Origin of the sequence: Pseudarthrobacter sp. NIBRBAC000502772 (genome assembly GCF_006517235.1) — a bacterium.
Lineage (GTDB): Bacteria > Actinomycetota > Actinomycetes > Actinomycetales > Micrococcaceae > Arthrobacter.
The window spans coordinates 3,448,241-3,472,168 of record NZ_CP041188.1; the positions used below are offsets into that span (position 1 = coordinate 3,448,241).

Below are 23,928 nucleotides of genomic sequence, written 5' to 3' on the forward strand. Positions count from 1 at the left end.
TGGAATATTCTCGCCCGGGAGGCGTTATATCCGTCGATACATGCAAATGCATGAAAATCGGGTATAGTGGAAGCAAGCCCAGAGTAGTCCAGGAAACGGAAGGCACACCATGCAGATCGGCGTATTCAGCGTCAGTGACATCACCACTGACCCCACCACCGGCCGGACCCCCACGGAGAACGAACGCATCAAGGCGGCCGTGGCGATCGCCAAAAAAGTCGAGGAAATCGGCATGGATGTCTTCGCCCTCGGCGAGCACCACAACCGCCCGTTCTTCTCGTCCTCGCCCACCACCACGCTCGCGTACATCGCAGCGCAGACCGAGCGGATCACCCTCTCCACCGCCACCACGCTGATCACCACCAACGATCCGGTCAAGATCGCCGAAGACTTCGCCATGCTGCAGCACCTGGCCGACGGCCGCGTGGATCTGGTCCTGGGCCGCGGCAACACCGCTCCGGTGTACCCGTGGTTCGGCAAGAACATCCAGGACGGCGTGGAACTGGCCATCGAGAACTACAGCCTGCTGCGCCGGCTGTGGGACGAGGACACGGTGAACTGGTCCGGCAAGTTCCGCACGCCGCTGCAGAACTTCACCTCCACCCCGCGACCGCTCGACGGCGTGGCCCCCTTTGTGTGGCACGGCTCCATCCGCACGCCGCAGATCGCCGAAGTGGCCGCCTACTACGGCGACGGCTTCTTCGCGAACAACATCTTCTGGCCGAAGGAGCACTACCAGCAGCTGATCGGCATGTACCGTGAGCGCTACGAGCACTACGGCCACGGCAAGGCGGACCAGGCCATCGTGGGCCTCGGCGGGCAGTTCTTTATGCGGAAGAACTCCCAGGACGCCGTGAAGGAATTCCGGCCCTACTTCGATAACGCGCCCGTCTACGGCCACGGCCCGTCGCTGGAGGACTTCACCTCCCAGACACCGCTGACGGTGGGCAGCCCGCAGGAAGTCATCGAAAAGACCCTGACATTCCGCGAGTACTTCGGCGACTACCAGCGCCAGCTGTTCCTGATCGACCACGCAGGCCTGCCCCTGAAGACTGTGCTGGAGCAGCTTGACCTGTTCGGCGAGGAAGTCCTCCCGGTCCTCCGCAAGGAATACGCTGCCCTCAAGCCCGCCCACGTGCCGGATCCGCCCACGCATGCCGGCCGCGTGGCCGCGCTGATGGCTGCACCGGCGCCTGAAACTGCCCCTTCGGAGGCGTGATGGCTGCCAACGGAAACGAATCACCCATCCGCCTGGCGGCGGAAACCTGGGAGTCCCTGTTCCGGGCGCAGGTTGCCGTCATGCGCAGGCTGCAGGCCGGAGCTGCCTTCCGAAAGGTGGCCATCAACGAGTACGACGTCCTGTTCACGCTGTCCCGGTGTCCGTCCGGCTGGCTCCGGCTCAACGAACTTAATGACCACGTCCTGCTGAGCCAGTCGAGCCTCAGCAGGCTGGTTGAGAGGCTGGAAAAGCGCGGCCTTGTGGTCCGGATGGCGGCCCCCGACGACGGCCGCGGCGTGCTGCTGAAGCTCACCGAGGAGGGGTCTGCCCTCCAGAAGGAGATCGGCCGGGAGCACGTGCGGGACATCTCCAGCCTGGTGGGGCCGGCCCTGACGGCTGCCGAGCAGAAGGAACTCCAGCGGCTGACCGAGAAACTCCGGCATTCCGTGGGGGCGCGGCCGGCAAAGTAACTGCCCGGGGAATATCTGGCCGGGAAGTAACTGCCCCGCAGTGGCCGGGCCCTACGGGAACTAGCCCAGCATGACCAGCTTGGCCGGATCTTCCAGAGGCAGCTGGCCGTTGACCACAGCGCTGACGCGCAGCTCGTTCAGCGTGAGGCGCCCGCCCACTGTGGACAGGAATGCGGTGTCCGAGGAGTCCCGGCCGGCGGTGATTCGCAGCATCGACTCCCGCGGGGCCAGCCCCGTGGGGTCGATGACGTGCCAGGCGCCATTGACATGTGCCTCGGCTACCGCGTGGAAATCCATGGGGCTCAGCCCCGGCGCGTACACGGCGGTGAGCCGGGCCGGGACGTCCTTGGAACGCAGCAGGGCGATGGCCAGGTGCGCGAAGTCCCGGCACACTCCCCTGCGGTGCAGGAGGGTTTCCACGGCGCCGTCAGTTCCCCTGGAGGACCCGCTGATGTACCGCAATTCCCCGAAGACCCAGCTCCGCACGGCCTGGAGCAGTTCGGCGCCGTGCAAGCCGCCGAATTCGGCATAGGCCGTGGGCAGGAGCCGGTCCGACTCCGCGTAGCGGCTTGGCCGCACGTAGCGGATGAGCTCAGCCAGGGTGGCTTCTTCGGGAACGGCCTGCCCGGCCACCGTCGCTGAGTACTCAACGGTGACCTCTGCGGGTTCAGTGAGCTCCATATAGTGCAGGCGGCCGCCATGATGGTCCGTGAGTTCCTGCAACGGAACCGGCTGACCGTCGGCCGTGACAGCCAGGGATTCATCAAACGAGGTGTAGCCGGGATTCCCGGCCACGGCGATGGCCAGGGCTGCCTTCGTGTCGGCGATGGTCCTGAAAACCATACGTGCTGAAACGGTGCGTTCCATGTATCTCCGGGGTGTGAGGTAGTGGCAGAACTTCCCGCGCTGGCCCGGGGTTGAGGGGCCAGGGGCAGGACTAGTTTTTGATCTCCAGAGACATTAGCATCCGTTGGACGTTCGCGAATTCCGAGCTCTCGTCCACGTACTTTTCGGCCTGTCCCAGGGTGTCAAACGCCTTCGCGGGGGCCACCTTCTCATCCGGGGCGAAGGCCTTCAGGACTCCGAGGTCACCGAACGAGTAGTCTCCTTTTCCTGCCGGGCCACGGACCACATTCCGCAGTTCGCAGGCCTGGCCGTCAGCCCCGCCCACAATGTTGGTGATGCCGTAGGAACCGAAGTAGCGGTAGCCTTGGATGACGCGGAACACCACGTGCGGGGTGATAATGCCTTCCCCCGTCAGGCCGGGAAGCTCCACCGGCACGCTGCTGATCACAACGTACGGTTTCCGGGCAGCCTCGGGGCACTCCGACGACGACGGCGGCAGTCCTGTCCGCAGCGTGGCCACCACCGTGCCGTCCGGCTTTTTCACCTCGATCTTCAGGGCACCCGGCAATGTCCCGTCCTCGGGCGTGACGGACTGGGCGATCCATTCCTCCGGCAGGTCGAAGCTGACAGTCTTCGCCGGATCGGTAAAGGTCTTCCAGGCAGCAGCTGTTGCGGCCGGGCCGGGTGCTGCGGACGTCGGGGCGCCCGCGGTGGCAGAAGGATCCGACGACGGGGACCCGGTAGCGCCGGCGGTTGAGCCCGTGCTGGCGCCAGGGCTGGCCGATGTCTCCGGCTGCGCTGTCCACGCCGAATCGCTGTTACCAGGCGCGCTGCAGCCGGCCGCCAGGCCACCGGCCATCAGCAGCGCTACCGTCCGCACGCCCCACATTGCCGCCTTGTGTGTCATGCAGCCAGCCTATCGGCGGGCGACGGTGGGCAAGGGCCGGAGCCTCGTGTCGCCGTCGGACATTCCCCGCGCGCAAGGGACTAGGCTGGTGCCTATGGCGGATGAGCAGTACGGCGCGGACCTTGAGAGCCTGGCGGACATCTCCGCCATCGACATTGCGGACTGGCGGCTGCGGACGTTTGCCCTGTACGACACGGTACGGAAGGTTGCCGCTGAAGATCCGGCGGAGGCCCATTCCCTGTGGCGGCATGAACGCGACCGGATGTTCGCAACGCATCCGGCCTCGGCCCTCAGCGCCAGGGACAAAGCGCAGTTCTCCGGCCTGAAGACGGCCGATTACGATCCCATCTACCGCTTCTATGTGCCGCTGACCCTTGAGGGAGCCGGCCGGGAAATGACCGTGGAAACCGCCACCGACGGCGTGGTCCGGTTTGTCCGGTTGGGCACGTTCGATCTTCCCGAACTCGGCCAGCTCGGCGTGTGGAAGCTGCACGGCTACGGCGGCGGGATCTTCGTTCCGTTCCGCGACGCCACGGCCGGCCAGCCGGGGGGAACCTACGGCGCCGGCCGGTACCTCCTGGACACCATCAAGGGCGCGTTCCACGGGGTCCACGGCTCGGGGGCGGACGCGGAGTTTGTCCTGGACTTCAACTTTGCCTACAACCCGTCCTGCGCCTACAACGAGGCCTGGTCCTGCCCGCTGCCCGGCCCGTCCAACCGCCTGGCCGTGGAGATCCCGGTGGGCGAGCTGTACTGAGCCTGCCGGCCGGAGGACGTAGGATGTCATCATGACTGCCAGCGCTCCCCGCCGCCTTGCCCGTGTCCGCCCCCTGTCCCCGGCTGTGGCCGACGAGCACTTCTTCGTGGCCAATGACGCCCCGGACTTCGGCTCCGACGCCGGCCGGTCCTGGACAGTCGTTGAATCCCCTTTTGGGGCGTCCCGTCCCAATGCCAATTACCCGGCCCGGCCCGGCTGGGAAGCCGGCACAGCAGTAGACCAGGACTCGTTCACGTTCCTGGCGCCGTCGGTCCCCCTCAACGTCTTCGGCATGGCGCACAACACCGGTCAGGCAGGCCGGGGCCTCCCGCCGCAGGCCTTCCACAAGGCGGCCTCCAGCGTGATCGGCCCGGGCGAGGCCATCGAGCTGAGCTCCACGGTGGGTTACGTTGACCCGGAAGCCGAACTGACCGTCGTCGTCGGCCGTCCTGTCCGCGGCCTTACGCTGGAGACCGCCCGCAGCGCCATCCTGGGCTTCACCATCGGCAACGACGTCTCGGCGCGCGATCTGCAGAAATCGGACGAGCTGTGGATCAGCGCCAAGAGCCAGGACACTTTCACCCCCGTGGGCCCCTGGATCGTGACGGACCTCGACGACTCGGACCTGTCCATCAGCATCGTCCACAACGGCACCGAGCTGCAGGCCGCCCGCAGCACCGATCTCGGCTGGAAGGTGGACGAAATCCTGGTGTACCTCAGCTCCTTTATGACCCTGCACGCCGGCGATCTGGTCCTGACCGGCTTCCCGGCGGAGTGTGCCCGCATCCACCCCGGGGACACAGTGGTGTGCCGCGTGGAGGGCATTGGCGAGCTCAGCAACCCGGTCACGGCGGCGTCCTGGGAGGAAACCCCCGCCTGACATGTGTCAGGCTTGACGCATGGAATCCCCTGCTGCGCCCGCCGCCCAGCTGACGCAGCAGCCCACGCGCGGTGCGCCGGCAACCAAGCATTACCGCGGAATCTTCAGATTTCCGCTGGTGCGGCAGCTCCTCCGCTTCACGGGCGTCGGCATCATCTGCACGGCAACGTCCCTGGCGCTCTATGCGTTGCTGCGGCCCTGGCTGGGACCGCAGCTGGCCAACGCGGCCGCCCTGGTGCTGACATCTTTGATGAACACGGCACTGAACCGCAGGCTGACGTTCAAGATCTCCGGGCAGCGCCGGATGGCCCGCGACCACCTCAACGGCATGATCGTCATCGCCGTGGCGCTGGTCATCACAGGCGGCAGCCTGGGCGTGCTGCACTGGCTGCACCCGGACGCCACCGTGTCCGATGAGCTGTGGACCACCACCCTGTCTGGCTTCGCGGCCACCGCCGTGCGGTTCACGATGCTGCGGCACTGGATCTTCCGCCGCGCCCGCCACATCTAGCGGCCGAGGGTCCGGACGCTCCCGACGGCGGTGCCCACGGCCGCCGCCGCCTGCTCCAGTTCCTCGGATGTCACCGCTGAGGTGAAACTGAACCGCACAGCGGTCTGAGCGACCTCGGCGTCATAGCCCAGCGCGGTCAGCACCGGCGACGGCGCATCCGAGCCGGCGGCGCACGCCGAACCGCTCGAGCACACCACACCCTGCCGCTCCAGCTCCAAGAGCACGGATTCGCCGCTGGTGCCGGGGAAGCAGAACGACGCTACTGACGGCAGCCGCTCCGTGCGGTGCCCGGTGAGCAGGGCTCCCGGGACCGTGTCCAGGATGGTGGCGATGAAGTCTTCGCGGAGCCCTGCCACTCGGGCGGCCAGTTCCGGCCGTTCGGCGTGGGCGAGCGTCAGGGCGGTGGCCAGCGCCACCGCTCCTGCCACGTTTTCGGTCCCCGACCGCCGGCCGCGTTCCTGCCCGCCGCCGTGCACCAGGGGTTCGACGCGGGTCCGGCCGCGGACGTACAGCACGCCGCAGCCTTTGGGCGCGCCGAGCTTGTGGCCGGAAATGCTCAGGGCATCGACTCCCAGCGCCTTGACATCCAGGGGCAGCCAGCCGGCGGCCTGGACGGCGTCTGTATGGAACGGGATGCCCTTCGCGGTGGCCGCTGCAGCCAGTTCCGCAACCGGCTGGATGGTGCCCACCTCGTTGTTCGCGTACATGATGCTGACCAGAGCGGTCTCCGGCCGGAGCGCGGCTGCGAGCGCCTCAGGCGTCACCCGGCCGGCGCTGTCCACCGGAACCACATCCACGGTGAACCCGTGGAACCGCTCCAGATACCGTGCGGACTCCTCCACGGCGGGGTGTTCGACGGCGCTGATCACCACGCGGTTGAGCCTCGGGTCCGCGGCCTGCCGTGCCAGGGCGATGCCCTTGAGCGCGAGGTTGTCCGCCTCCGTTCCGCCGGAGGTGAAGGTGACCTCGCCCGGGCGGCAGCCGAGCACCTTGGCCACGGCGGCGCGGGCGCCTGCGAGCGCAGCAGCAGCGGCCTCGCCCAGGGTGTGGTGGCTGGAGGGGTTGCCGAACTCGCCGCTCAGATAGGGCCACATGGCCTCGAGGACTTCGCGGCGGACAGGCGTGGTGGCGGCGGCGTCGAGGAAGATCATGGCGGTGTCAGCCGGCCCTCAGTTCGACGTCCAGCCCCAGGTCCAGGGCAGCCACGCTGTGGGTGAGGCCGCCGATGGAGATGACGTCCGCGCCCGCGGCCGCGATGTCCGCCACGGTGCCGAGGTTGACGTTGCCACTGGCTTCCACGATGGCGCGGCCGGCCACCTGCTTGACGCCTGCACGGAGCTCCTCGAGGGTGAAGTTGTCCAGCATGATGGTGTCCACGCCTGCTGCGAGAACAGGTTCGATCTGCTCGGCGCTGTCCACCTCCACTTCGAAGTGCGTGGTGTGCCCCAGCTGGGCCCTGGCCGTGACAAGCAGGGCGGTGAGCTTGGCGGGGTCGCCGCCGGTCATGACGGCCAGGTGGTTGTCCTTGGCCAGCACGGCGTCGGAGAGGCTGTAGCGGTGGTTCGCTCCCCCGCCGCAGCGCACCGCGTAGCGCTCCAGCACGCGCAGGCCGGGGGTGGTCTTGCGGGTATCGGTGATGCGCGCTTTGGTACCTTCGACAAGCTCTACGAATTCCGCGGTCTTGGTGGCGATGGCGCTCATGCGCTGGACCAGGTTCAGCCCGACCCGTTCGGCCAGCAGCACGGAGCGGGCGCTGCCCCTCACCCGTGCGAGATGGGTTCCGGCGATGAACGCTTCACCGTCTGCAAGCAACAACTTCACATCCGTCTCCGGATCAATGAGCTTCATGGCGTCGCGGAACACCGTTCCACCGCTGAAGATGCCGGGCACGCGGGCGTTGAGCACTGCCGTGGCGCGGGCGTCAGCCGGGATCAGCAGTTGGGAGGTGATGTCGCCGCTGGGCGCGTCCTCGGCAAAGGCCCGCTCCAGGATGTCCCGGACGGGTGCTGCGGGGAGGGTCAGGCTAGTCATTAACGAGGCTCGCTTTCCGGCTCATGGTGTAACGCTTGTCAAAATGTTCGACGGCGGCATCCGCGGGCACGCTGTCGCTGCGGTAATGCGCCCCCAAGGATTCCCGCCGCTCCCGCGCGGCATGCACCAGCAGCTGTGAAGCCAACAAAAGATTGGCATCCTCATGCTCCCGAGGATCGAAGGAATCAGGAACACTCTCAGAGGGTTCGACGACGGCCCAGGAGCCAAGAGTGGCCCCCGCCTCCCGCAACAACGACCCATTCCGGATCACCCCAGCGTTAGCAGTCATCAACCGCCGAAGCGCCACTCGGGAAAACGGCACCGCCTCACCAAACGACGTCTCGCGAGGACCAGGTGCCGGGACCGTTTCAAGCTGCCAGGGAATGGACGCTGACGCGCCGTTGAACGGTGCTCCCGTAGCGTGCGCGGCCTCCACGAAGTCGTGGGACAGCGGTGCGGAAGCGTGCGTCAAGGGGAGGCCGCCCGCGGCCGAGACAGCACGCGGAGCATCGGTGTCCACCGACGGAACGTGCCCAAGGAACGCAGCAACGGCCCGCCGCCCAAAGACCAAGCCTTCAAGAAGGGAGTTGCTGGCAAGCCGGTTAGCCCCCTGGACGCCGGTGCAAGCAACCTCACCGGCGGCAAGCAACCCAGGCACCGAGGTCCGCCCGTAGAGGTCGGTAAGGACCCCACCCATCCAGTAGTGCGCGGCTGGTGCCACGGGGACGGGTTCGCGGGTCCAGTCGACGCCGGCTTCGCGGGTGCGTTGGGTGATGGTGGGGAAGCGCTTGGCCAGGTAGCCCTCGCCCCGCCGGGCCTCGACCACCATGGCGTCAAGGAATACGTGCCCGTTGGGATCCCCAAGGGTCGCGAGGTGCAGGGCGATGCTGCGGGCGACGACATCGCGCGGGGCTAGCTCCGCGTCGACGTGATAGGCGGGCATAAAGCGTTCGCCGTTAGCGTCCAGCAGGATGGCGCCTTCGCCGCGGACGGCTTCGGAAATCAGGAGCGGTTCGGTGCCGTTGCCGGCTGCCTCAAGGGCATCGGCCGGCAGCACCATGCAGGTGGGGTGGAACTGGAAGAACTCCAGGTCCGCCACGGCGGCTCCGGCCCGCCAGGCGAGCGCCAGCCCGTCGGCAGTTGCCACGGCAGGGTTGGTGGTCTGGGCGAACAGCTGGCCCGCTCCCCCGGTGGCCAGGAGTACGGCATCGCCGTGGACGCCGAGTTCCCGCCCGTCGTGGAGGAAATTCGCACCCGCCACGCGGCCTTCGGTCTGCGACAAGGACGTGACCTGGGCGTGCCCGATGACCTGGATCCGGCCAGCGGCCTGCGCATCCAGGACGGTCCTGATAAGTGCCCTGGCCACACCGGCACCGGTGGCATCGCCGCCGGCGTGCAGGATCCGCGGCGCGGAATGGGCGGCTTCGAGCCCGAGCGAGGGGTCGCCGTCGTCGTCCATGTCGAAACGCACGCCGAAGCGTTCCAAGCCGGCGATATCCAGGCGGGCCTCCGTGCAGAGGACGCGGACAGCCTCCTCGTCGCAGTGCCCGGCCCCGGCCTTCAGTGTGTCTGCGATGTGCGCGGCCACAGTGTCCCCGGGCGCGGGTTCGTCGAGGACGGCGGAGATGCCACCCTGGGCGTAGTACGTGTTGCTGTCCGCGAGCGCGCCCTTGGTCAGCAGCACCACTTCGGCGCCGGCGTCGGCGGCCAGCAACGCGGAGTACAGTCCTGCGATGCCGCTCCCGACGACGATCAGCCGCCGGGGTGCCGGACCACCGGCTGGGCTCTCTGCGCTCATGTGGGGCTCGTTTCGGTTTCCGGGGTTACAGGAGGTGGACTACAGCGGACGGGCTACAGCGGACGCGAGGCGAGCATACGCTCGAGCGCGGTCTTGGCGTTGTCCTGGACGGAATCGTCCACGCTGATGCGGTTGACGATGCGGCCTTCGACGAGTTCCTCCAGGACCCAGGCGAGGTAGCCGGGGTGGATGCGGTACATCGTGGAGCAGGGGCAGATCACCGGGTCCAGGCAGAAGATGGTGTGCTGGGGGTATTCTGCGGCGAGCCGGTTCACCATGTTGACCTCCGTGCCGATCGCGAACGTGGTCGGTTCGGTGGCGGCTGCGATGGCCTTCTTGATGAAGTCGGTGGAGCCGGCGGAATCGGCGGCGTCCACCACCTCCATAGGGCACTCGGGGTGCACAATCACGTTGACGCCGGGGAACTCGGCGCGGGCCTTTTCGATCTGACCCACGTTGAAACGCTTGTGGACCGAGCAGAAGCCGTGCCAGAGGATCACGCGGGAATCGAGCAGGGCCTGTTCGTCGTTGCCGCCCAGTTCCTTGCGCGGGTTCCACATGGGCATCTGCTCCAGCGGCACACCCATGGCTTTGGCGGTGTTGCGGCCCAGGTGCTGGTCGGGGAAGAAGAGGACCCGCTGGCCGCGTTCGAAGGCCCATTCCAGGACCACTTTGGCGTTGGAGGAGGTGCAGACGATGCCGCCGTTCCGGCCGCAGAAAGCCTTCAGGGCGGCCGAGGAATTCATGTAGGTGACCGGAATGACCGGAACCCTCCCCTCGGCATCGGCCTCGGTACCGAAAATCTCTTCGAGCTGTTCCCAGCATTCCTCGACGGAGTCGGTGTCCGCCATGTCCGCCATGGAGCAGCCGGCGGCGAGGTTGGGCAGGATGACGGCCTGTTCCGGGGTGGAGAGGATGTCCGCGGTCTCGGCCATGAAGTGCACGCCGCAGAAGATGATGGCCTCAGCGTCGGGCCGGGTGAGGGCGGCATTGGCCAGTTGGAAGGAGTCGCCCACAAAGTCGGCGTACTGGATGACCTCGTCGCGCTGGTAGAAGTGGCCCAGGATCACTGCCCGGTCCCCGAGCTTTTCCTTGGCCGCCCGGATGCGGACATCGAGCTCGGCATCGCTGGCGAGCTTGTATTCCTCCGGCAGCTGGCCCTGGCGCGGCGTGGCGGCCGGGGCAACGTCCGCGCTGGAGGCGCCGGGTCCGTAGGCAGGGGCACCCGCGAGGGCTTCGGCAAGGTCGTATTCCCACGGGCCCTTGGCGAGCGCCGGGCTGCAGGTGGATGCTGTTTTGCCTGCTGCCGTGCTGCGGGCCGCGCTTTCGGCTTGTTCGCGCGTGATCAGCTGGATGGCTGTGTTGACGCTGCTCATGGTGTGCTCCTGTTATCGGGGTCAAGGCCGGGACGGCCGGTGAAGCGGTAAAGACGTGGCGGGCGGTGCTTGCCGCCCTGGAGGTATTCGCCGGTTTCTTCGATCTCCGGCGTGGACGTGAGCTGGCGGCGGAAGTTGGCCGGGTCCAGCCGGGTGTCCAGGACGGCTTCATAAACCTCCCGGACCTGGGCGAGCGTGAAGTACTCCCCCAGGAAGTGGTAGGCCACGGAACCGTAGGCCAGCTTGTTCCGCAGGCGCCGGAGCGCGTACTCAACAATGGCGTTGTGGTCGAAGGCCAGGTCCCCACCTTGTCTGCCCTGAACCACTTCACGTTCTCCGATTCGTCGGCCAGGGCGGCCTCGGTGGGCTGGACCAGCGCCCAGTACACGATCGACACCACGCGCTGGGTGGGTGAGCGGTGCAGCCCGCCGAACGCGTAGAGCTGCTCCAGGTAGCTCGGCGTGAGTCCGGTGGTTTCCCGGAGGTTCCGGGATGCTGCATCCTGCAGGGATTCAACATGCGTGAGCGGTCCGCCTGGGAGGGCCCAAAGATCCTTGTACGGTTCACGGATCCTGCGGACCAAGGGAAGCCAAAGGGTAGGCCGGCCCGAGGATTCGCTGGGCCGCAAGGCAAAGATGACGGTGGAGATGGCGAGCGAGGGGGCTGCGGTGGCCCGCTCGGAGACGTTCGCTGAGCTGCTGTACACGGTCACTCACCCGCTCCCTGCTTCTGGGCTTCATTGCCATCACTTAGTTATAGTCATTTTGACTAGAACTGATTCTACGGCCCCGTTACTCTGATTCAAAATGTTTCGCCGCCCCACGCGAGTGGACGAGGGGTCCTTGGGCTGGTCTCGGGAGACCTTACCCCGGCTGCCTGGCGGCTGCGGCTTCGAGCAGGTTCAGTGTCCTGCCCTGGAAGTGGGTGTTAAGGACAATCACGGACGACGCGCGGAGCACGGTCCTGGTGGCGATCATCGCATCCAGAAGACGCTGCAGGTCCGGATTGGACCGTGCGGCGATCCTCGCCATGAGGTCCGAACTGCCCGAAAGGGTGTGGACCTCGATCAGTTCCGGGGTGGCGGCCAGCGCCTCGGCCACGCGTCGTGGCCCAGGTCCTGGTTGATGGTCAGTGAGCAGAAGGCCACCACCGGGAAGCCGAATTTTGCCGGGTCAGGCCGGGGCCCACGAGCTGATCACGCCGGTCTCCGCCATCCTGTCCAGCCGCGATTGGACGGTGGCGCGGACGACTCCCAGGACCCTCGAAGCCTCCAGCACCGAGCCCGCGGAGTGTCAGTAAGGAATCGGACAATTTTGGCATCCAGGGCATCCACCTTCATACAATCCCCTTCATGTACCGCCATGGGGTAAGCAAGTTGCTAACCAATAATCGTCCGAGTGATTCAAAGTGCCGTTATCGTTCCACAACCCCTGCCCGCGGGCCAGCGACTTAGGCGGTAAATTCAAGTGGTCCCCGCGGGGGCACCACCCCAATCCCAAGAAGGTTCACAGGCATGACATTGAAGTCCACGGCAGTGCGGCCGAAATCCCACCTCGGCTACTCCATGAAACCCCGGCAGCTCACTATGATGGGGTTGGGCAGCGCCATCGGCGCCGGCCTGTTCCTGGGTTCGGGGGCCGGAATCCAGGCCGCGGGGCCCGCCGTGCTGATCTCGTACCTGGTCGCCGGGACACTGATCATCCTGGTGATGTGGGCACTCGGCGAGATGGCCGCTGCGAATCCCACCAGCGGCGCGTTCTCCGTTTACGCCGAGCGGGCGCTCGGAAAAACCGCCGGCGCCACCGTGGGCTGGCTGTGGTGGCTCCAGCTGGTGGTGGTCATCGCCGCGGAAGCCCTGGGCGCAGCGGGCCTGCTGTTCTCCGTCTGGCCGGTTATCCCCGTCTGGGCCCTGGCATTCATCTTTATGGTTGTGTTTACGGCCATCAACCTGACGGGCGTCAAGAACTTCGGCGAGTTCGAATTCTGGTTTGCCATCCTGAAGGTTGCCGCCATCGTGGCGTTCCTGGCCGTGGGGGCCGCCCTGCTGCTGGGTCTCCTGCCCGATGTAGCTTCGCCAGGACTCGCTAACATCACCACTGATTTTGCCCCCGCCGGGCTTGGCGGCATCGCCACCGCATTGTTCGTGGTGATCTTCGCCTTCGGCGGAACCGAGATCGTGGCCGTGGCCGCCGCGGAAACGGAAGATCCGGAGCACAGCGTGGGCAAGGCGATCCGGACGGTGTTGTGGCGCATCCTGGTCTTCTATATCGGATCGGTTTTTGTCATCGCGGCCGTCCTGCCGGTCTCCTCCGAAGGACTCGCCTCGCCATTTGCCGGCGTGCTCGACGCGGCCCGGATCCCGGGCGCCGGAACGGCGATCACCCTGGTTGCCGTCGTCGCGCTTCTCTCTGCACTGAACGCCAACCTCTACGGCGCGTCCCGCATGGTGTACTCGCTCGCCGAACGCGGCGAGGCTCCCCGGTGCCTGGCCAGGCTCAGCGGCGCCAGCGTGCCCATGGTGGCGGTGGGCGTGTCCGTGGCGTTCGGTTTCTTCGCCACGGTTCTGGAGCTGCTGTTCCCGGACTGGATCCTGCCAGCCCTGTTCCAGCTGGTCGGATCCACGTGCCTGGTGGTCTGGGGCACTGCCCTTGTTTCGCAGCTGATCCTCCGGCGCCGGGCGGACCGGGAAGGTGCCGAACTTCCGCTGCGGATGAAGGGTTTCCCGGGCCTGACTATCTTCGGGCTGGTCCTCCTGGGCCTGATCTTCGCCGTCGGCTTCAGCGCGGAGAGCAGCCGCGGACAGCTGCTCAGCACGTTCGTTCTGGTCGCCTGCCTCGCGGCAGCCTGCTGGCTCGGCGCCCGGCTCACGAAGTCCCGCCACACACCAAAGTAGCTCGCAGTTAACGTCGCCATTTCGGTTTATGGCGACGTTAACTGCCAGCCAGTTGGGTGAGGAGCGACCGTGCTTGACTGCCTGGTTTCACCCGGCGATCAGGTGGAGCGTAACCAGCCGCTGGTGGAGGAGGAAACCAGCAAATCCGCTGTTGAACTGCCCAGTCCGCAGGCAGGTAAAGTGGTCCGTATCTTCGGTGGGGCAGGCGACAGGATCAATGTCGGCGAACCCCTGATCGTATTCGAGGTACCGGACAACACTGCCGGAATCGTGGGCACGGTCCCGAAGGATGAGGCACCGACGCGCCGGGTCCGCCTGAGCGCCGTACTTGATGAGGACTGACAGCATGAGCGGCAGGCACACAGGCGAGATGCATTCCCACACCGTTGAGGGCACTGACCCCCAACTTTTTGTGGAGGTGCACGACCCCCAGAACGACGCCGGACTGCGCCCTGTGCTGCTGCTGCACGGCTTCTCCTCTTCCAGCAAGCTCAACTGGCATGACACCGGCTGGGTGGCGGCCCTGCTGGAGGCTGGCCGCCGCGTCATCACCGTGGACCTGCCAGGACACGGCCGCAGCGGCGCCCCCGAGGACATGGACTCCTACTCCCCCAGCCGGATCCGCGCGGATCTGCTGCAGATAGCGTTCGACGCCGGCGTGCGGCCATTGCACGACGGTGACCCCACCAGCGGGGTGGACGTTGTGGGCTATTCCCTGGGCGCCCGGCTCGCCTGGGAATTCGGCGCCACCCAGCCCGAGATCGTCCACCGCCTGGTCCTGGGCGGACCGAACATCGCCGATCCGCTGGCAGCCTTTGACCTCATCGCCGCGCAGAACTACCTCGCCGACGGAACCCCATCGCGGACGAGTCCACGGCCGGCCTGCTCAAGATGGCCATGCTCCTGCCGAGCAACAACATCTTCGCGCTGCTGTCCCTGGTGGATGCCATCAAGGCCGAGCCCTTCGATCCCGCCGAAGCCGTACCCCACATGCCGATGCTCCTTGTGGCCGGCGACCAGGACGAACGTGCGGCCACCATGCCGCAGCTTGCCGCACTCGGAATCCGGGCAGGATCCATGGCTGAACAGCTGACGTTGCCTGGCCGCAACCACACCAACGCCATCACCAGCCGCGCTTTCAAACAAGGCGCCATCGCTTTCCTGGGGGTCTGACCACTGCGCGGCCGATCCCTGCGCGGCTGATCCCTGACGGGGATTTCATAGCTCCCGCATAGGTTCCGCTGCGTGCTGGTGGTTTTCACGAAGGGTACCGACCTGAGCGACATCCCTGAACGGACTGTTGTGATCCAGGAAATCACCAAGGCTGTTACCGCCGCCCTCTCGTAACTGAGCAGCAGTGTGAGGAAGTATCCCCGGTTCCCGGCGCGGCAGCAGAAGGTAGGCTGGAAGCGTGGCGGAGACAGCCGGAGAGGGAACAATGAGCACGCGTTTTGAAGACCGCACCGATGCCGGTGAACGGCTGGCGGCGGTGCTCACGCAGTTCCGGGAACGCCCCGACACCATCGTCCTGGGGCTGGCCCGCGGCGGCATCCCTGTGGCCGCCGCGGCTGCCAAGGCCCTGTACCTGCCACTCGGCGCCGTTCTGGTCCGGAAACTCGGCATACCCGGCCACGACGAAACAGCGTTCGGTGCGCTGGCCTGGTCGGGAGGCCGGATAGTGCGCCTGCTCAACCGTCCCTTGATCACCCGCATTCTGGACCACGGCGTCCGCCAGGAGTGGCTGGACGAAGTGGAGAAACGCGAGAGGGCCGAGCTGCTCCGCCGGGCCGCGACTTACCCGGGGATCAGCAACGACCTCACCGGTCAAACAGTTCTACTGCTCGACGACGGCCTGGCCACCGGAGCCACCATGCGCGCTGCCGCCGAGGCAGCCCGTTCCGGTGGTGCGGCACGCGTCGTCGCCGCAGCGCCGGTGGGTTCGGTGGAAGCCTACACGGCCGTGTCGCGGGTGTGCGACGCCGTGCTGTGCCTGCATCTGCCTGGCAAATTCCGCGCCGTTGGCAGCTTCTACCGGCACTTCGAACAATTGACCGATGAGGACGCCATCAGCCTGCTGAACCAGTAGGCCCGACGGCAACACCGGGCCCGGAACGCCAAACGGCGGGTCCAGGCCAGATGGCCCGAGCCCGCCGTTCTGCGATGCGTACAACTTTAGTGGTGGCTGCTGACGCCGAGCGGGTTGCCCTTCGTCTCCTTGGCAAGCACAACCCCGACAGCCGAAATCACGCACAGGATCATGATGTAGATGCCGATGGATCCGGTCCATTTGGTGCTCTGCAGCAGAGTCTCGGCAATGGTTGCGGCGAAAGCACCACCCAGGATCGCACCGAACGCGTACCCGATGGAGATGCCCGAGTAGCGGACATTGGCCGGGAACATCTCGGCGTACATCGCCGACATGGGGCCGTAGGAGAGACCGAGTCCGATGGTCAGGACGAAGAGCGCCACGCCGTAAAGCCAGATGTTCCTGGTGTCGATCAGGGCAAACATCGGGATCATCCAGACGAAGATGATCGCGTACCCGATCAGGAACGTCTTGACCCGGCCGATCCGGTCTGAGAGCCAGCCGCCGGCGAGCGTGAAGATCAGCCAGCCGAAGGAGGCGAGCGTGGTGGCGAGCAGGATTTCCGGGACCGCCATCTTCAGCGTCCTGGTGGCGTAGGAGATGAAGAAAGCGATCAACAGGTAGCCAGCGGCATTGTTGCCGATGAAGATCATGGTCGAGTAGAGCACGGGCCTCTTATGGTTACGAATGAGCTCACTGAGGGGCGCCCTGCTTTCGGCCTTTCGGGCCGCCATCTCCTGGAAGACGGGGCTCTCGGCCACGGCCCGCCGGATCAGGTATCCCACCACAATCAGCACGATGGACAGCAGGAACGGAACCCGCCAGCCCCACGAAGCAAAGTCTTCCTTGGACATGTTCGAGTTGAGTATGAAGAGCAGGCCGGTGGCCAGGATCATGCCGACCGGGACGCCGATCTGCGGGTACGCGCCGAACACGCCGCGCCGGCTCTTGGGGGCGTGCTCCACTGCCATCAGGGCAGCGCCGCCCCATTCACCGCCGGCGGAGAAACCCTGGGCAATGCGGAGGATGATCAGCAGGATGGGGGCCCAGACGCCGATCTGCGCGTACGTCGGCAGCATGCCGATCAGGGAGGTGGCTGCGCCCATCATCAGGAGCGTGAAGACCAGCATGGCCTTGCGTCCGAGCCGGTCACCAAGGTGGCCGGCAACCACTGCACCCAGCGGGCGGAACAGGAAGCTGATGCCGATCAGCGCGAAGGACAGGATCTGGGCCAGGCCCGGATTGGATTCGTTCAGCGGAGCCAGGAACAGCGGGGACAGCAGGGTACCCGTCAGTTGGGCGAAGATGAAGAAGTCGTACCACTCGATGGTGGTGCCGACCAGCGTTGCTGCGAGGACCTTGCGTTCCTCGTGCTTGCTGCTCGGGCCCGCCTCGGAATCGACGCGTGAAGTTTCGGTCATTGGAACTCCGTGGCTTGGGGCAACCTGGTTGGGATAACGGCTGCCGACGGTGGATTAAGGCCGTCCGATTTACTGATCGAACGGTCAGTTAGTATGACGTTACGCGAAGATGTGATGAAACGCACTATTTTTCTTGATTCTCCGCGCGGATCAGTTCAGTCCGAGTGAGGGAAGCACCGTCACGGCACCCGGGCAGCGCCCGTGCAGCCGCCTAGGATGGGACGCATGACGCCTACCGCAGTCCCCGCCGGAGCAGCTCAGGCTTCGCCGTCCCAGACCCTGTCGCGCGGAATCCGTGCGCTGGAAATCCTAGCGGCCGCGGAGACTCCCTTGACCATTGCGGAACTTGCCGACGCCATGGGCGTTCACCGTTCCGTGGCCTACCGGATCCTGCGGACACTGGAGGACCATTCCTTGCTGGTGCGCGATGACGCGGGCAGAGTCCAGCCGGGGCCCGGGCTGGCTGTCCTGGCACGGGGGGTTGCCCGCAACCTGCAGACGGCGGCACTGCCGGAACTGACGCAACTCGCGAATGCCCTGACCATGAGTGCCTTTGTGGCCGTCTGGGACCGCGATGACTGCGTCACGCTGGTCACCGTGGACCCGCGGCATACCGGGGCCGCCATCGTCCAGCACCCCGGCTCCCGGCATCCCATCAGCGCCGGTGCCCCTGGCATTGCGATCCAGTCCGCCTATTCAGAAGCTGAGTGGCATGCGGCAGCCCCGGGAATCCCCTACCGGCCCGAGGCGGGAACCGCGCGGCAGCTGGGCTATGCCGCCAGCCACGATGAAGTCATCGCCGGAGTCTCCTCCGTGGCTGTTCCGGTCATGGTCCCGGCCGGCCGGCCGGCCGCGCTGGCCGTCGTCTATATCCGGGCAGCCCAGAATCCGGACGAAATCGCCGCTGCGCTGTTGGCGGGTGCCGCGCGCATTGAGGCCCAGCTGGGCTGACCATTGCACACGCCGCCTGGCCGTGACCAGCGCCCGGCGTCGATCAGTGGCGTTTGCGGAGAGTAACGGCGGCCGCGGCACCAAGCACCAGCAGGCCTCCGGCGGCAATCACCGGCACAATGAAGGCGGCGTGATAGCCGTGGGCCTGCGCCAGCTGGCCACCAACGGCGGCCCCCAGTGCGGTGCCCGCCACGATCCCGCTTGCCAGAGCTGTCATGACGGTCCCCAGCCTTTCCACCGGCGCCACCAGGCCTCCGATCGCGAAGACTGTGACCATCACGGGGCCCACGGGCAATCCCAGGATCAGAAGCACCGCAATCATGCCGCCCAACGATCCGGGCACGAGCAGCAACAACGCGAGCACCGTCATGAGTGCCGCGCTGACCAGCCACCGGCTGGCGGGAGTGAAGCGCTGGGGCCAGTACGCCACGGACAGGGCTGCGGCGGCCGAACTCAGTCCCATGACCGCATACAGCAGTCCGGCGATTTCCGAGGTGGCGAAACTGGCGGAGAAGGAGCTCAAAGCCGTCTGGGCGGACCCGAAGAACGTGCCCATGGCCACCATCGCCAGGACGGGCAGTGCGACGGCGGCGGGAATCCTCGCAGCCTTGCGCGAAGCTGCCGAGCCCCGGTTCAGGGGAACCGCCTTGTGCGTGGAGTGCACCGCAAAGGCGGGCACCAGCGTGATGGTCATGGCTGCAGCCAAGGCCAACGGCAGCCATGGGGCCACAAGGCTGGCCAGGATTCCCACCAAAGCCGGCCCCAGGACGAACGTCAGCTCATCAGCCGTGCCTTCGTACGACAGGGCCGTGTCCAGATCCCTGCCTGCCTTCGCTCCCGTGCCCCTCGAGGTGAGCGCCATCCAGCGCACCCTGGCCAGCGGCCCTACCTGCGGGCAGCTGGCCCCAGCAAGGAATGCGGCGGCGATCACTGCCGCGGGAAAAGACCCGGCTTCGGGCGCAGCCCAAGCCGTCCCGATGAGGGCGAGGACAGCCAAAGTATTGAGCACCGCCGCCACCAGGAGTACGGGCCGCTGCCCCCTGCGGTCTGCGAGGGCACCAAAAACCGGGGCGCCGAGGGCCGAGCCGATCCCCACAGCACCAGCGGCAGTGCCACCCAGCGCGTAGGAGCCGGTCACGGACGTAACAAGCGTCAGGGCGCCGACAGTAAGCATGGCCAAGGGCAGCCGGGCGAACAGGCCAAGCGGGATAAAGCTGCGGCCTGCGAGGTGCGGGAGCCTGGCGAACCGTCCCGTGGGCGGAGCCAGCGCAGCGGAGGCAGGCGCAGCATCAGGAGCGAGCGGCGCTTCCAGGGAAGCGGGCAGGGAGGACATTGTTGAAGAATTCAAGGTTCCGGGCTCGTTCAGTAATGCGCATCGTCCCTCCTCCCGATGCGCGCGACCCGGTAACTATCCGATTATAGAGGCCGGCTGGGGCCATTCCAGCCCGGCATGGCCGCCGTCACACCAGCGCTTCGGCGGCGTCGGAAATGCGGAGCGTGGAACCGTTCCGGCCCTTGAGGACCTGGAGCTGGGTTCCGATACGCTGTTTCATTTCCCCCACATGACTGACGAGACCCACAACGCGCCCGCCGTCGCGAAGGCCTTCGAGGGCATCCATCACCTGTTCCAGGGATTGTTCGTCGAGGCTGCCGAAACCCTCGTCCACAAAGAGCGTCTCGATCTGGATGCCGCCGGACTCCTGCTGCACAACATCTGCCAACCCCAGGGCGAGTGAGAGGGACGCCATAAAGGACTCGCCGCCGGAAAGGGTGGAAGTATCCCGGCGGTGCCCGGTCCACAGGTCCACGACTTCAAGGCCCAACCCGGATTTCGCGCCCCGCGCGGCCTTGGCGTCTGAATGCTGGAGCAGGTAGCGGCCATCGCTCATGGCCACCAGGCGTTCGGAAGCAGCCAACGCCACCTGTTCAAGCCGTGCCGCGAGGACGTAGCTGTTCAGGCTCATGCGGTACGTGTTGTCTCCTCGGCCTGCGGCGGTATCAGCAAGGGCTGTCAGCAGCCGGGCGCGTTCCCGCGGAACCCGCCCGGAACCGGCAAGCCGTTCGTAGTCATTGCGGACAGCGGCCAGCGATTCCACACAGCGCACGGCCATACCGGCGGCAAGATCGGCGGCGCGTGCCTCCTGCCCGGCCTGCTCCGCGGCGGTTTGCAGCTCCGCAATGAGGGCTTCATCCACCGCGGGATGGGCTGCGGCTTCCGTCCGTGCCAGCAGCAGATCCTCGGATGCGAACAGCTCGGCAATCCGCGCCTGTTGGTCGTGGCCTGCCCGGACCTCAGCCAGCAGGGCGTCGGCGTCGGTGGCCGACAGCAGCTGAGCCCGGGCTTCAACGTCAGAACTGAAACCAGCCTCCGGCAACGCCAGGTCAAGCTGGATCCGCGCTTCCTCGGCCCTGGACCTGGCCCTGCTGAGCAAGGCCTGGGCCTCCACGGCCTTCTCCAGTGTGGCAGCAGCGTCCTGCAGCGACCGCAGCCGGTGTGTGAGGCTGCGGTGGCCGCCACGCAGGGCGGAGAGCGCCTCGTCAAGCGACGCCAGCTGGTCCACCAGCCCCGACAATTCAACGGCGACCTGCGCGAGTTCGGATGCCGCTCTGTGCCTAGCGGAATCCGCTGCGGTAAATCTGGTTTCGGCTGCCTCAAGCTGCTGCCGGAGGTCAGCGAGGTTTTTCACCGCCAGCTGCGACTCTCCGGCGGCAGTGCGGGCTGTCTCGAACGCCGCAAGCGCTTCCTCTTCGGGGGTGTCCCCGCCCTGGCCTTCAAGAACGGCCATCAACTGGTTCGCGTCGCCCAACTCACGGGCCCGCGCTGCCAGGTCTTTCTCCGCAGACTCATGGTCGTGCTGGGCGGCTTCCTCGGCCTGGCTGAGGCCCAGCGCTGACGCCGCAGCCTCCGCGGGAGCCGGGTGGTCCGCACTGCCGCAAACCGGGCAGGCTTCCCCCTCGGCCAGCTGGGCGGCGAGTTCGGCGGCGGCGTTGGCGAGTCTTTCCTCGCGCAGGTCCAGCCAGCGGAGTTTCTTCTCGAGCTGGATCTCCCGGGACGCCGAGTGGCGCTCGGTGGCGAGCGCCTGCGCCGAACGGGCAGCCGCGTAGCGCCGGACAACGTCAAGAAGTTCCTCGGCCGCAGCGGCTTCCTTGGCATGCATGATCGCGGCTGAGGCCAGTTCCGCCAACGGCTCCAGGCGTGCCGTCAGGGTTTCCTGCTCCGTGCGGAGGGCCTGCAGCGAAACGCCCAGGTCAATGTCCTTTTGGGTGAGTTCCTTCTGCTTCGTGCTGAGTGCGGCACGCGTGGCAACGAGCGAATGGAGGCGTTCTTCGTCCGGCAGCCTGGCCTCCACCACGGCCAGCAGGGACCGGAGACGGCTCAGCTCACCGTCGATGTCAAGGGCCCCCGCAGCGGAGAGCCCGCCATCGGAGTGGTCCGCATCCAAGGCGCCAAGGTCCAGCTGGTCCAGTTCGGGGTCTTCATCCGCCGCCATGCGCAGCAGTGTGATGGCGGATTCCATGGCTCCCGCCGCGTGCCGGACCTGGGTCTGGCTGGACTGGACTGCTTGCAGCTGGCCCGAGAGCACCTCGGCGCGGCGGTGCTGTTCGAGGCGGGCGGCATGGACCTCCAGTGACGGCAGGGTTGCCTCTGCGGCTGCTTTCCGGGCCTCGGCGGCTGCCAGTTTGCGGTGCCGTTCCCGCCGCGCGGACTCGCTCTCCAGCCGGCCGGAGGTGTGCCTGCTGACAGCTGCTGCGGCCTCCGCCGCGGCAGCCAGTTCCCCAGCGCGGTGAGCCACTGATTCCTGCAGCCATTCGATCCGGGCAGAAGATTCCTCCTGGGGAGGAGCTACGGAATCGTCAATGGCCAGCGCAGCGGCCTCGGCTTCCGCCCGCGCCGCCAGCAGCTCAAGCTCCGCGTTCAGCCGGGCAACATCGTTCCGCGCGGCCTGTGCCTGCGCCGCCAATTCCTGTTCCAGGGCCTCGAACCGCTGGGTGCCGAAGAGCTTCTGCAGCAGTTCCAGGCGATCGGCTGCCTTGGACCGCAGGAAGGCGGCAAAATCGCCCTGCGGCAGCATCACCACGCGCGTGAACTGTTCCCGGTCCATTCCCAGCAGGGCGGTGATTTCAGCGCCGGCTTCGTCATTGCGTCCGGATCGCTCAGTCCACGTTCCGCTGATGCGTTCCCGGAGGAGGGTTTTGGCCTGCTGTGTGGTGAAGCCGTTCTTCCCCCGAGCACTGGGTTTATCCCAGGCCGGCGACCTGGTGACTTCGAAGTGGCGGCCCTGGGCGGAAAACTCGCAGGTTACCGCCGGTTCGAGCGACGGCTCGGCATGATCGCTGCGCAGGCGCTTACCATCCTGGCGCGCCCCGGGCACGGATCCGTACAGCGCAAAGCAGACGGCGTCCAGCACGCTGGTCTTCCCTGCCCCCGTAGGCCCGTTAAGGAGGAAGAGTCCGTGTGCGCTCAACCTGTCGAAGTCGATTTCCTCGGTACCCGCAAAGGGCCCGAAGGCGGAGATGGCAAGGCGGTGGATCCTCATAGCGATGCCTCCGTCAGGCGTACGTTATCCAGCGCCGCGGCGATGGCCGACCGCTCGGCGTCGTCCGCGTCCCGCCCCCGCACATGATCGAGGAATCCGCAGCAGAGCGAGAGATCATCCTGGGCTTCGGCGAGCCGGCTGCTGTAACTCTTGGACGCCTTGACGGCGCCGCCCTGCGGATCAAAGCCGAGGACCAGCGTGTCCGGAAAACGGGCCCGCAGCCGCTCCATGGCCTGCGGCGGCCGCTGCTCATCCGTGAGGGTGATCTGGCAGTACGCCCCTTCGGCCCAGGAATGTTCCGCGGACTCCAGGAGCTCCGAGATATCGCCGCGGAGCACGGCCAGCTTCCGCGGGGCTTCCCACGACAGTTCCGATACGCCGGTCACCCCGTCCGGGCCGACGTCGATCAGCCAGCCTCCCTTGGTGTGCTTGGCTTCGGAGAACGAGTAGGCCAGGGGCGACCCCGAGTACCTGACCTGCGGCGACAGGGTCTGGCGGCCGTGCAGGTGACCCAGCGCGGTGTAGCTGAATCCGTCGAAGAGGTCCAGGGGCACGGCTCCGATTCCCCCGATACTGAGGTCCCGTTCGCTGTCTGAGCTGATCCCTCCGCTGGCGAACGTGTGGGCGAGGACCACCGAATGGACGGTTCCCGCTGCGCTGCGCTCCGCGAGGTCTGCCCGGATGCGGTCAGTGGCGGCGCGGGTGACTTCGAAGTGGCTGGCTGTTTCTGCACCGAGTTGTTCGGCGACGAGGCGCGGTTCCAGCCAGGGGATTCCATAGATGGCCAGGACGGCACCGGGCGTCCCGCCGTCACCCGTCTCAAGGGGCAGGACGACGGGCTGGTCAAGGTCCGCCAGCCGGGTCCGCAAGTGGACGCCGCCACGTTCCAGCAGCCGGGAGGCGAAGCCCAGCCGGATGGCGGAGTCGTGGTTGCCGGATGTCAGCACCACTGTGGCGCCGGCCGCCGTGAGCCGCACCAGGGCATCGTCCAACAGCCCCACGACGTCGACGCCGGGCAGGGCGCGGTCGTAGACATCACCGGCGATCAGGACGACGTCGACCGCATTTCCGGTGACAGCGCTGACGAGCTGATCAACGAATGACCGCTGGGCGTCCAGCATCCCGACGCCGTGGAAGGACCTGCCCAAGTGCCAGTCCGATGTGTGCAATAACCGCATATTCTTACGCTAGCGGCTGCCACCGACAGTTTAGGAAACCGCCGCAACAGGCCGTTGCCCAGTCAG

General features: G+C 66.7%; 20 protein-coding genes and 2 pseudogenes. 10 read left to right on the top strand and 12 right to left on the bottom strand.

Annotated features, from left to right (window positions below; genetic code table 11):
• The first annotated feature begins 109 nt into the window (after positions 1–109).
• Complete coding sequence (locus NIBR502772_RS15945) at positions 110–1,219, top strand: LLM class flavin-dependent oxidoreductase (protein ID WP_141140925.1); 1,110 nt, start codon at positions 110–112, stop codon at positions 1,217–1,219.
• On the top strand, positions 1,219–1,689 hold the full coding sequence (locus NIBR502772_RS15950; RefSeq protein WP_141140926.1) for a MarR family winged helix-turn-helix transcriptional regulator: 471 nt from the start codon (positions 1,219–1,221) through the stop codon (positions 1,687–1,689). The genes NIBR502772_RS15945 and NIBR502772_RS15950 overlap by 1 nt, the downstream gene beginning before the upstream one ends.
• Positions 1,690–1,749: 60 nt before the next feature.
• On the opposite strand, the gene NIBR502772_RS15955 is transcribed toward NIBR502772_RS15950, so the two are convergent.
• Positions 1,750–2,556: a transglutaminase family protein gene (locus NIBR502772_RS15955; RefSeq protein ID WP_141140927.1), complete on the bottom strand. Its 807-nt coding sequence runs from the start codon at positions 2,554–2,556 to the stop codon at positions 1,750–1,752.
• Positions 2,557–2,626: 70 nt separating this feature from the next.
• The gene (locus tag NIBR502772_RS15960) at positions 2,627–3,442 is read right to left on the bottom strand and encodes a hypothetical protein (protein ID WP_246848555.1); all 816 of its coding nucleotides are present in this window, start codon (positions 3,440–3,442) and stop codon (positions 2,627–2,629) included.
• A gap of 94 nt (positions 3,443–3,536) precedes the next feature.
• Between NIBR502772_RS15960 and NIBR502772_RS15965 the strand changes: the two genes are divergently transcribed.
• From NIBR502772_RS15965 to NIBR502772_RS15975, 3 genes are read left to right on the top strand one after another with little or no spacing between them, the layout of a single operon-like run.
• Positions 3,537–4,199: a DUF1684 domain-containing protein gene (locus NIBR502772_RS15965; RefSeq protein ID WP_141140928.1), complete on the top strand. Its 663-nt coding sequence runs from the start codon at positions 3,537–3,539 to the stop codon at positions 4,197–4,199.
• Positions 4,200–4,230: 31 nt separating this feature from the next.
• On the top strand, positions 4,231–5,079 hold the full coding sequence (locus NIBR502772_RS15970; RefSeq protein ID WP_141140929.1) for a fumarylacetoacetate hydrolase family protein: 849 nt from the start codon (positions 4,231–4,233) through the stop codon (positions 5,077–5,079).
• A gap of 19 nt (positions 5,080–5,098) precedes the next feature.
• Positions 5,099–5,590, top strand: coding sequence for a GtrA family protein (locus NIBR502772_RS15975; RefSeq protein ID WP_104061210.1), 492 nt, complete (start codon positions 5,099–5,101; stop codon positions 5,588–5,590).
• Here NIBR502772_RS15975 and NIBR502772_RS15980 read toward each other — a convergent pair.
• The 6 genes and pseudogenes from NIBR502772_RS15980 to NIBR502772_RS16005 form a co-directional block, all read right to left on the bottom strand.
• Positions 5,587–6,741, bottom strand: a complete 1,155-nt coding sequence (locus NIBR502772_RS15980) for a cysteine desulfurase family protein (protein WP_141140930.1) — start codon at positions 6,739–6,741, stop codon at positions 5,587–5,589. The two genes, NIBR502772_RS15975 and NIBR502772_RS15980, sit on opposite strands and share 4 nt — an antisense overlap.
• 7 nt (positions 6,742–6,748) lie before the next feature.
• Positions 6,749–7,621, bottom strand: coding sequence for a carboxylating nicotinate-nucleotide diphosphorylase (gene nadC, locus NIBR502772_RS15985; protein WP_141140931.1), 873 nt, complete (start codon positions 7,619–7,621; stop codon positions 6,749–6,751).
• On the bottom strand, positions 7,614–9,419 hold the full coding sequence (locus NIBR502772_RS15990; RefSeq protein ID WP_141140932.1) for an L-aspartate oxidase: 1,806 nt from the start codon (positions 9,417–9,419) through the stop codon (positions 7,614–7,616). Before NIBR502772_RS15990 ends, nadC begins: the two co-directional genes overlap by 8 nt.
• Before the next feature lie 53 nt (positions 9,420–9,472).
• Positions 9,473–10,795 (bottom strand): quinolinate synthase NadA, encoded by a 1,323-nt coding sequence (gene nadA / locus NIBR502772_RS15995; protein ID WP_141140933.1) that lies wholly within the window; start codon positions 10,793–10,795, stop codon positions 9,473–9,475.
• Positions 10,792–11,501, bottom strand: a pseudogene (locus NIBR502772_RS16000) (NUDIX domain-containing protein). The gene nadA and the pseudogene NIBR502772_RS16000 overlap by 4 nt, the downstream one beginning before the upstream one ends.
• Before the next feature lie 157 nt (positions 11,502–11,658).
• Positions 11,659–12,134 (bottom strand): annotated as a pseudogene (locus NIBR502772_RS16005) (Lrp/AsnC family transcriptional regulator).
• 174 nt (positions 12,135–12,308) lie between these two features.
• On the opposite strand from NIBR502772_RS16005, the gene NIBR502772_RS16010 reads away from it, so the two are divergent.
• From NIBR502772_RS16010 to NIBR502772_RS16025, 4 genes are all read left to right on the top strand, one after another.
• Positions 12,309–13,688 carry an amino acid permease gene (locus tag NIBR502772_RS16010; protein WP_141140934.1) on the top strand — a complete coding sequence of 460 codons (1,380 nt, stop codon included), beginning with the start codon at positions 12,309–12,311 and terminating at the stop codon, positions 13,686–13,688.
• Positions 13,689–13,757: 69 nt separating this feature from the next.
• Positions 13,758–14,030 carry a biotin/lipoyl-containing protein gene (locus NIBR502772_RS16015; RefSeq protein ID WP_141140935.1) on the top strand — a complete coding sequence of 91 codons (273 nt, stop codon included), beginning with the start codon at positions 13,758–13,760 and terminating at the stop codon, positions 14,028–14,030.
• Positions 14,031–14,034: 4 nt separating this feature from the next.
• Entirely contained in the window at positions 14,035–14,781 is a 747-nt protein-coding gene (locus NIBR502772_RS16020; protein ID WP_246848556.1) for an alpha/beta fold hydrolase, read from the top strand.
• A gap of 345 nt (positions 14,782–15,126) precedes the next feature.
• On the top strand, positions 15,127–15,774 hold the full coding sequence (locus NIBR502772_RS16025; RefSeq protein ID WP_141140936.1) for a phosphoribosyltransferase: 648 nt from the start codon (positions 15,127–15,129) through the stop codon (positions 15,772–15,774).
• Between the two features lie 86 nt (positions 15,775–15,860).
• Here NIBR502772_RS16025 and NIBR502772_RS16030 read toward each other — a convergent pair whose 3' ends face one another.
• Entirely contained in the window at positions 15,861–17,195 is a 1,335-nt protein-coding gene (locus NIBR502772_RS16030; RefSeq protein WP_141140937.1) for an MFS transporter, read from the bottom strand.
• A 225-nt stretch (positions 17,196–17,420) separates the two neighbouring features.
• Between NIBR502772_RS16030 and NIBR502772_RS16035 the strand changes: the two genes are divergently transcribed.
• Positions 17,421–18,146: an IclR family transcriptional regulator gene (locus NIBR502772_RS16035; RefSeq protein WP_141140938.1), complete on the top strand. Its 726-nt coding sequence runs from the start codon at positions 17,421–17,423 to the stop codon at positions 18,144–18,146.
• Positions 18,147–18,189: 43 nt separating this feature from the next.
• On the opposite strand, the gene NIBR502772_RS16040 is transcribed toward NIBR502772_RS16035, so the two are convergent.
• The 3 genes from NIBR502772_RS16040 to NIBR502772_RS16050 all read right to left on the bottom strand — a co-directional run bounded on the left by NIBR502772_RS16040 (position 18,190) and on the right by NIBR502772_RS16050 (position 23,862).
• Positions 18,190–19,479 (bottom strand): MFS transporter, encoded by a 1,290-nt coding sequence (locus NIBR502772_RS16040; RefSeq protein ID WP_141140939.1) that lies wholly within the window; start codon positions 19,477–19,479, stop codon positions 18,190–18,192.
• Positions 19,480–19,606: 127 nt separating this feature from the next.
• Positions 19,607–22,684: an AAA family ATPase gene (locus NIBR502772_RS16045; protein WP_141140940.1), complete on the bottom strand. Its 3,078-nt coding sequence runs from the start codon at positions 22,682–22,684 to the stop codon at positions 19,607–19,609.
• Positions 22,681–23,862: an exonuclease SbcCD subunit D gene (locus tag NIBR502772_RS16050; protein ID WP_141140941.1), complete on the bottom strand. Its 1,182-nt coding sequence runs from the start codon at positions 23,860–23,862 to the stop codon at positions 22,681–22,683. Before NIBR502772_RS16050 ends, NIBR502772_RS16045 begins: the two co-directional genes overlap by 4 nt.
• Between the last annotated feature and the right edge of the window lie 66 nt (positions 23,863–23,928).

Excerpts from the sequence above, each read along its gene's own strand:
- NIBR502772_RS16030 (WP_141140937.1), bottom strand. The coding sequence starts at position 17,195 with ATGACCGAAACTTCACGCGTCGATTCCGAGGCGGGCCCGAGCAGCAAG.
- NIBR502772_RS16040 (WP_141140939.1), bottom strand. The coding sequence starts at position 19,479 with ATGTCCTCCCTGCCCGCTTCCCTGGAAGCGCCGCTCGCTCCTGATGCT.
- NIBR502772_RS16045 (WP_141140940.1), bottom strand. The coding sequence starts at position 22,684 with ATGAGGATCCACCGCCTTGCCATCTCCGCCTTCGGGCCCTTTGCGGGT.
- NIBR502772_RS15980 (WP_141140930.1), bottom strand. The coding sequence starts at position 6,741 with ATGATCTTCCTCGACGCCGCCGCCACCACGCCTGTCCGCCGCGAAGTC.
- NIBR502772_RS15970 (WP_141140929.1), top strand. The coding sequence starts at position 4,231 with ATGACTGCCAGCGCTCCCCGCCGCCTTGCCCGTGTCCGCCCCCTGTCC.
- NIBR502772_RS16025 (WP_141140936.1), top strand. The coding sequence starts at position 15,127 with ATGAGCACGCGTTTTGAAGACCGCACCGATGCCGGTGAACGGCTGGCG.
- NIBR502772_RS15955 (WP_141140927.1), bottom strand. The coding sequence starts at position 2,556 with ATGGAACGCACCGTTTCAGCACGTATGGTTTTCAGGACCATCGCCGAC.
- NIBR502772_RS15975 (WP_104061210.1), top strand. The coding sequence starts at position 5,099 with ATGGAATCCCCTGCTGCGCCCGCCGCCCAGCTGACGCAGCAGCCCACG.
- NIBR502772_RS16020 (WP_246848556.1), top strand. The coding sequence starts at position 14,035 with ATGAGCGGCAGGCACACAGGCGAGATGCATTCCCACACCGTTGAGGGC.
- nadA (WP_141140933.1), bottom strand. The coding sequence starts at position 10,795 with ATGAGCAGCGTCAACACAGCCATCCAGCTGATCACGCGCGAACAAGCC.
- NIBR502772_RS15990 (WP_141140932.1), bottom strand. The coding sequence starts at position 9,419 with ATGAGCGCAGAGAGCCCAGCCGGTGGTCCGGCACCCCGGCGGCTGATC.
- nadC (WP_141140931.1), bottom strand. The coding sequence starts at position 7,621 with ATGACTAGCCTGACCCTCCCCGCAGCACCCGTCCGGGACATCCTGGAG.
- NIBR502772_RS15950 (WP_141140926.1), top strand. The coding sequence starts at position 1,219 with ATGGCTGCCAACGGAAACGAATCACCCATCCGCCTGGCGGCGGAAACC.
- NIBR502772_RS16010 (WP_141140934.1), top strand. The coding sequence starts at position 12,309 with ATGACATTGAAGTCCACGGCAGTGCGGCCGAAATCCCACCTCGGCTAC.
- NIBR502772_RS16050 (WP_141140941.1), bottom strand. The coding sequence starts at position 23,862 with ATGCGGTTATTGCACACATCGGACTGGCACTTGGGCAGGTCCTTCCAC.
- NIBR502772_RS15965 (WP_141140928.1), top strand. The coding sequence starts at position 3,537 with ATGGCGGATGAGCAGTACGGCGCGGACCTTGAGAGCCTGGCGGACATC.
- NIBR502772_RS15960 (WP_246848555.1), bottom strand. The coding sequence starts at position 3,442 with ATGACACACAAGGCGGCAATGTGGGGCGTGCGGACGGTAGCGCTGCTG.
- NIBR502772_RS15945 (WP_141140925.1), top strand. The coding sequence starts at position 110 with ATGCAGATCGGCGTATTCAGCGTCAGTGACATCACCACTGACCCCACC.
- NIBR502772_RS16035 (WP_141140938.1), top strand. The coding sequence starts at position 17,421 with ATGACGCCTACCGCAGTCCCCGCCGGAGCAGCTCAGGCTTCGCCGTCC.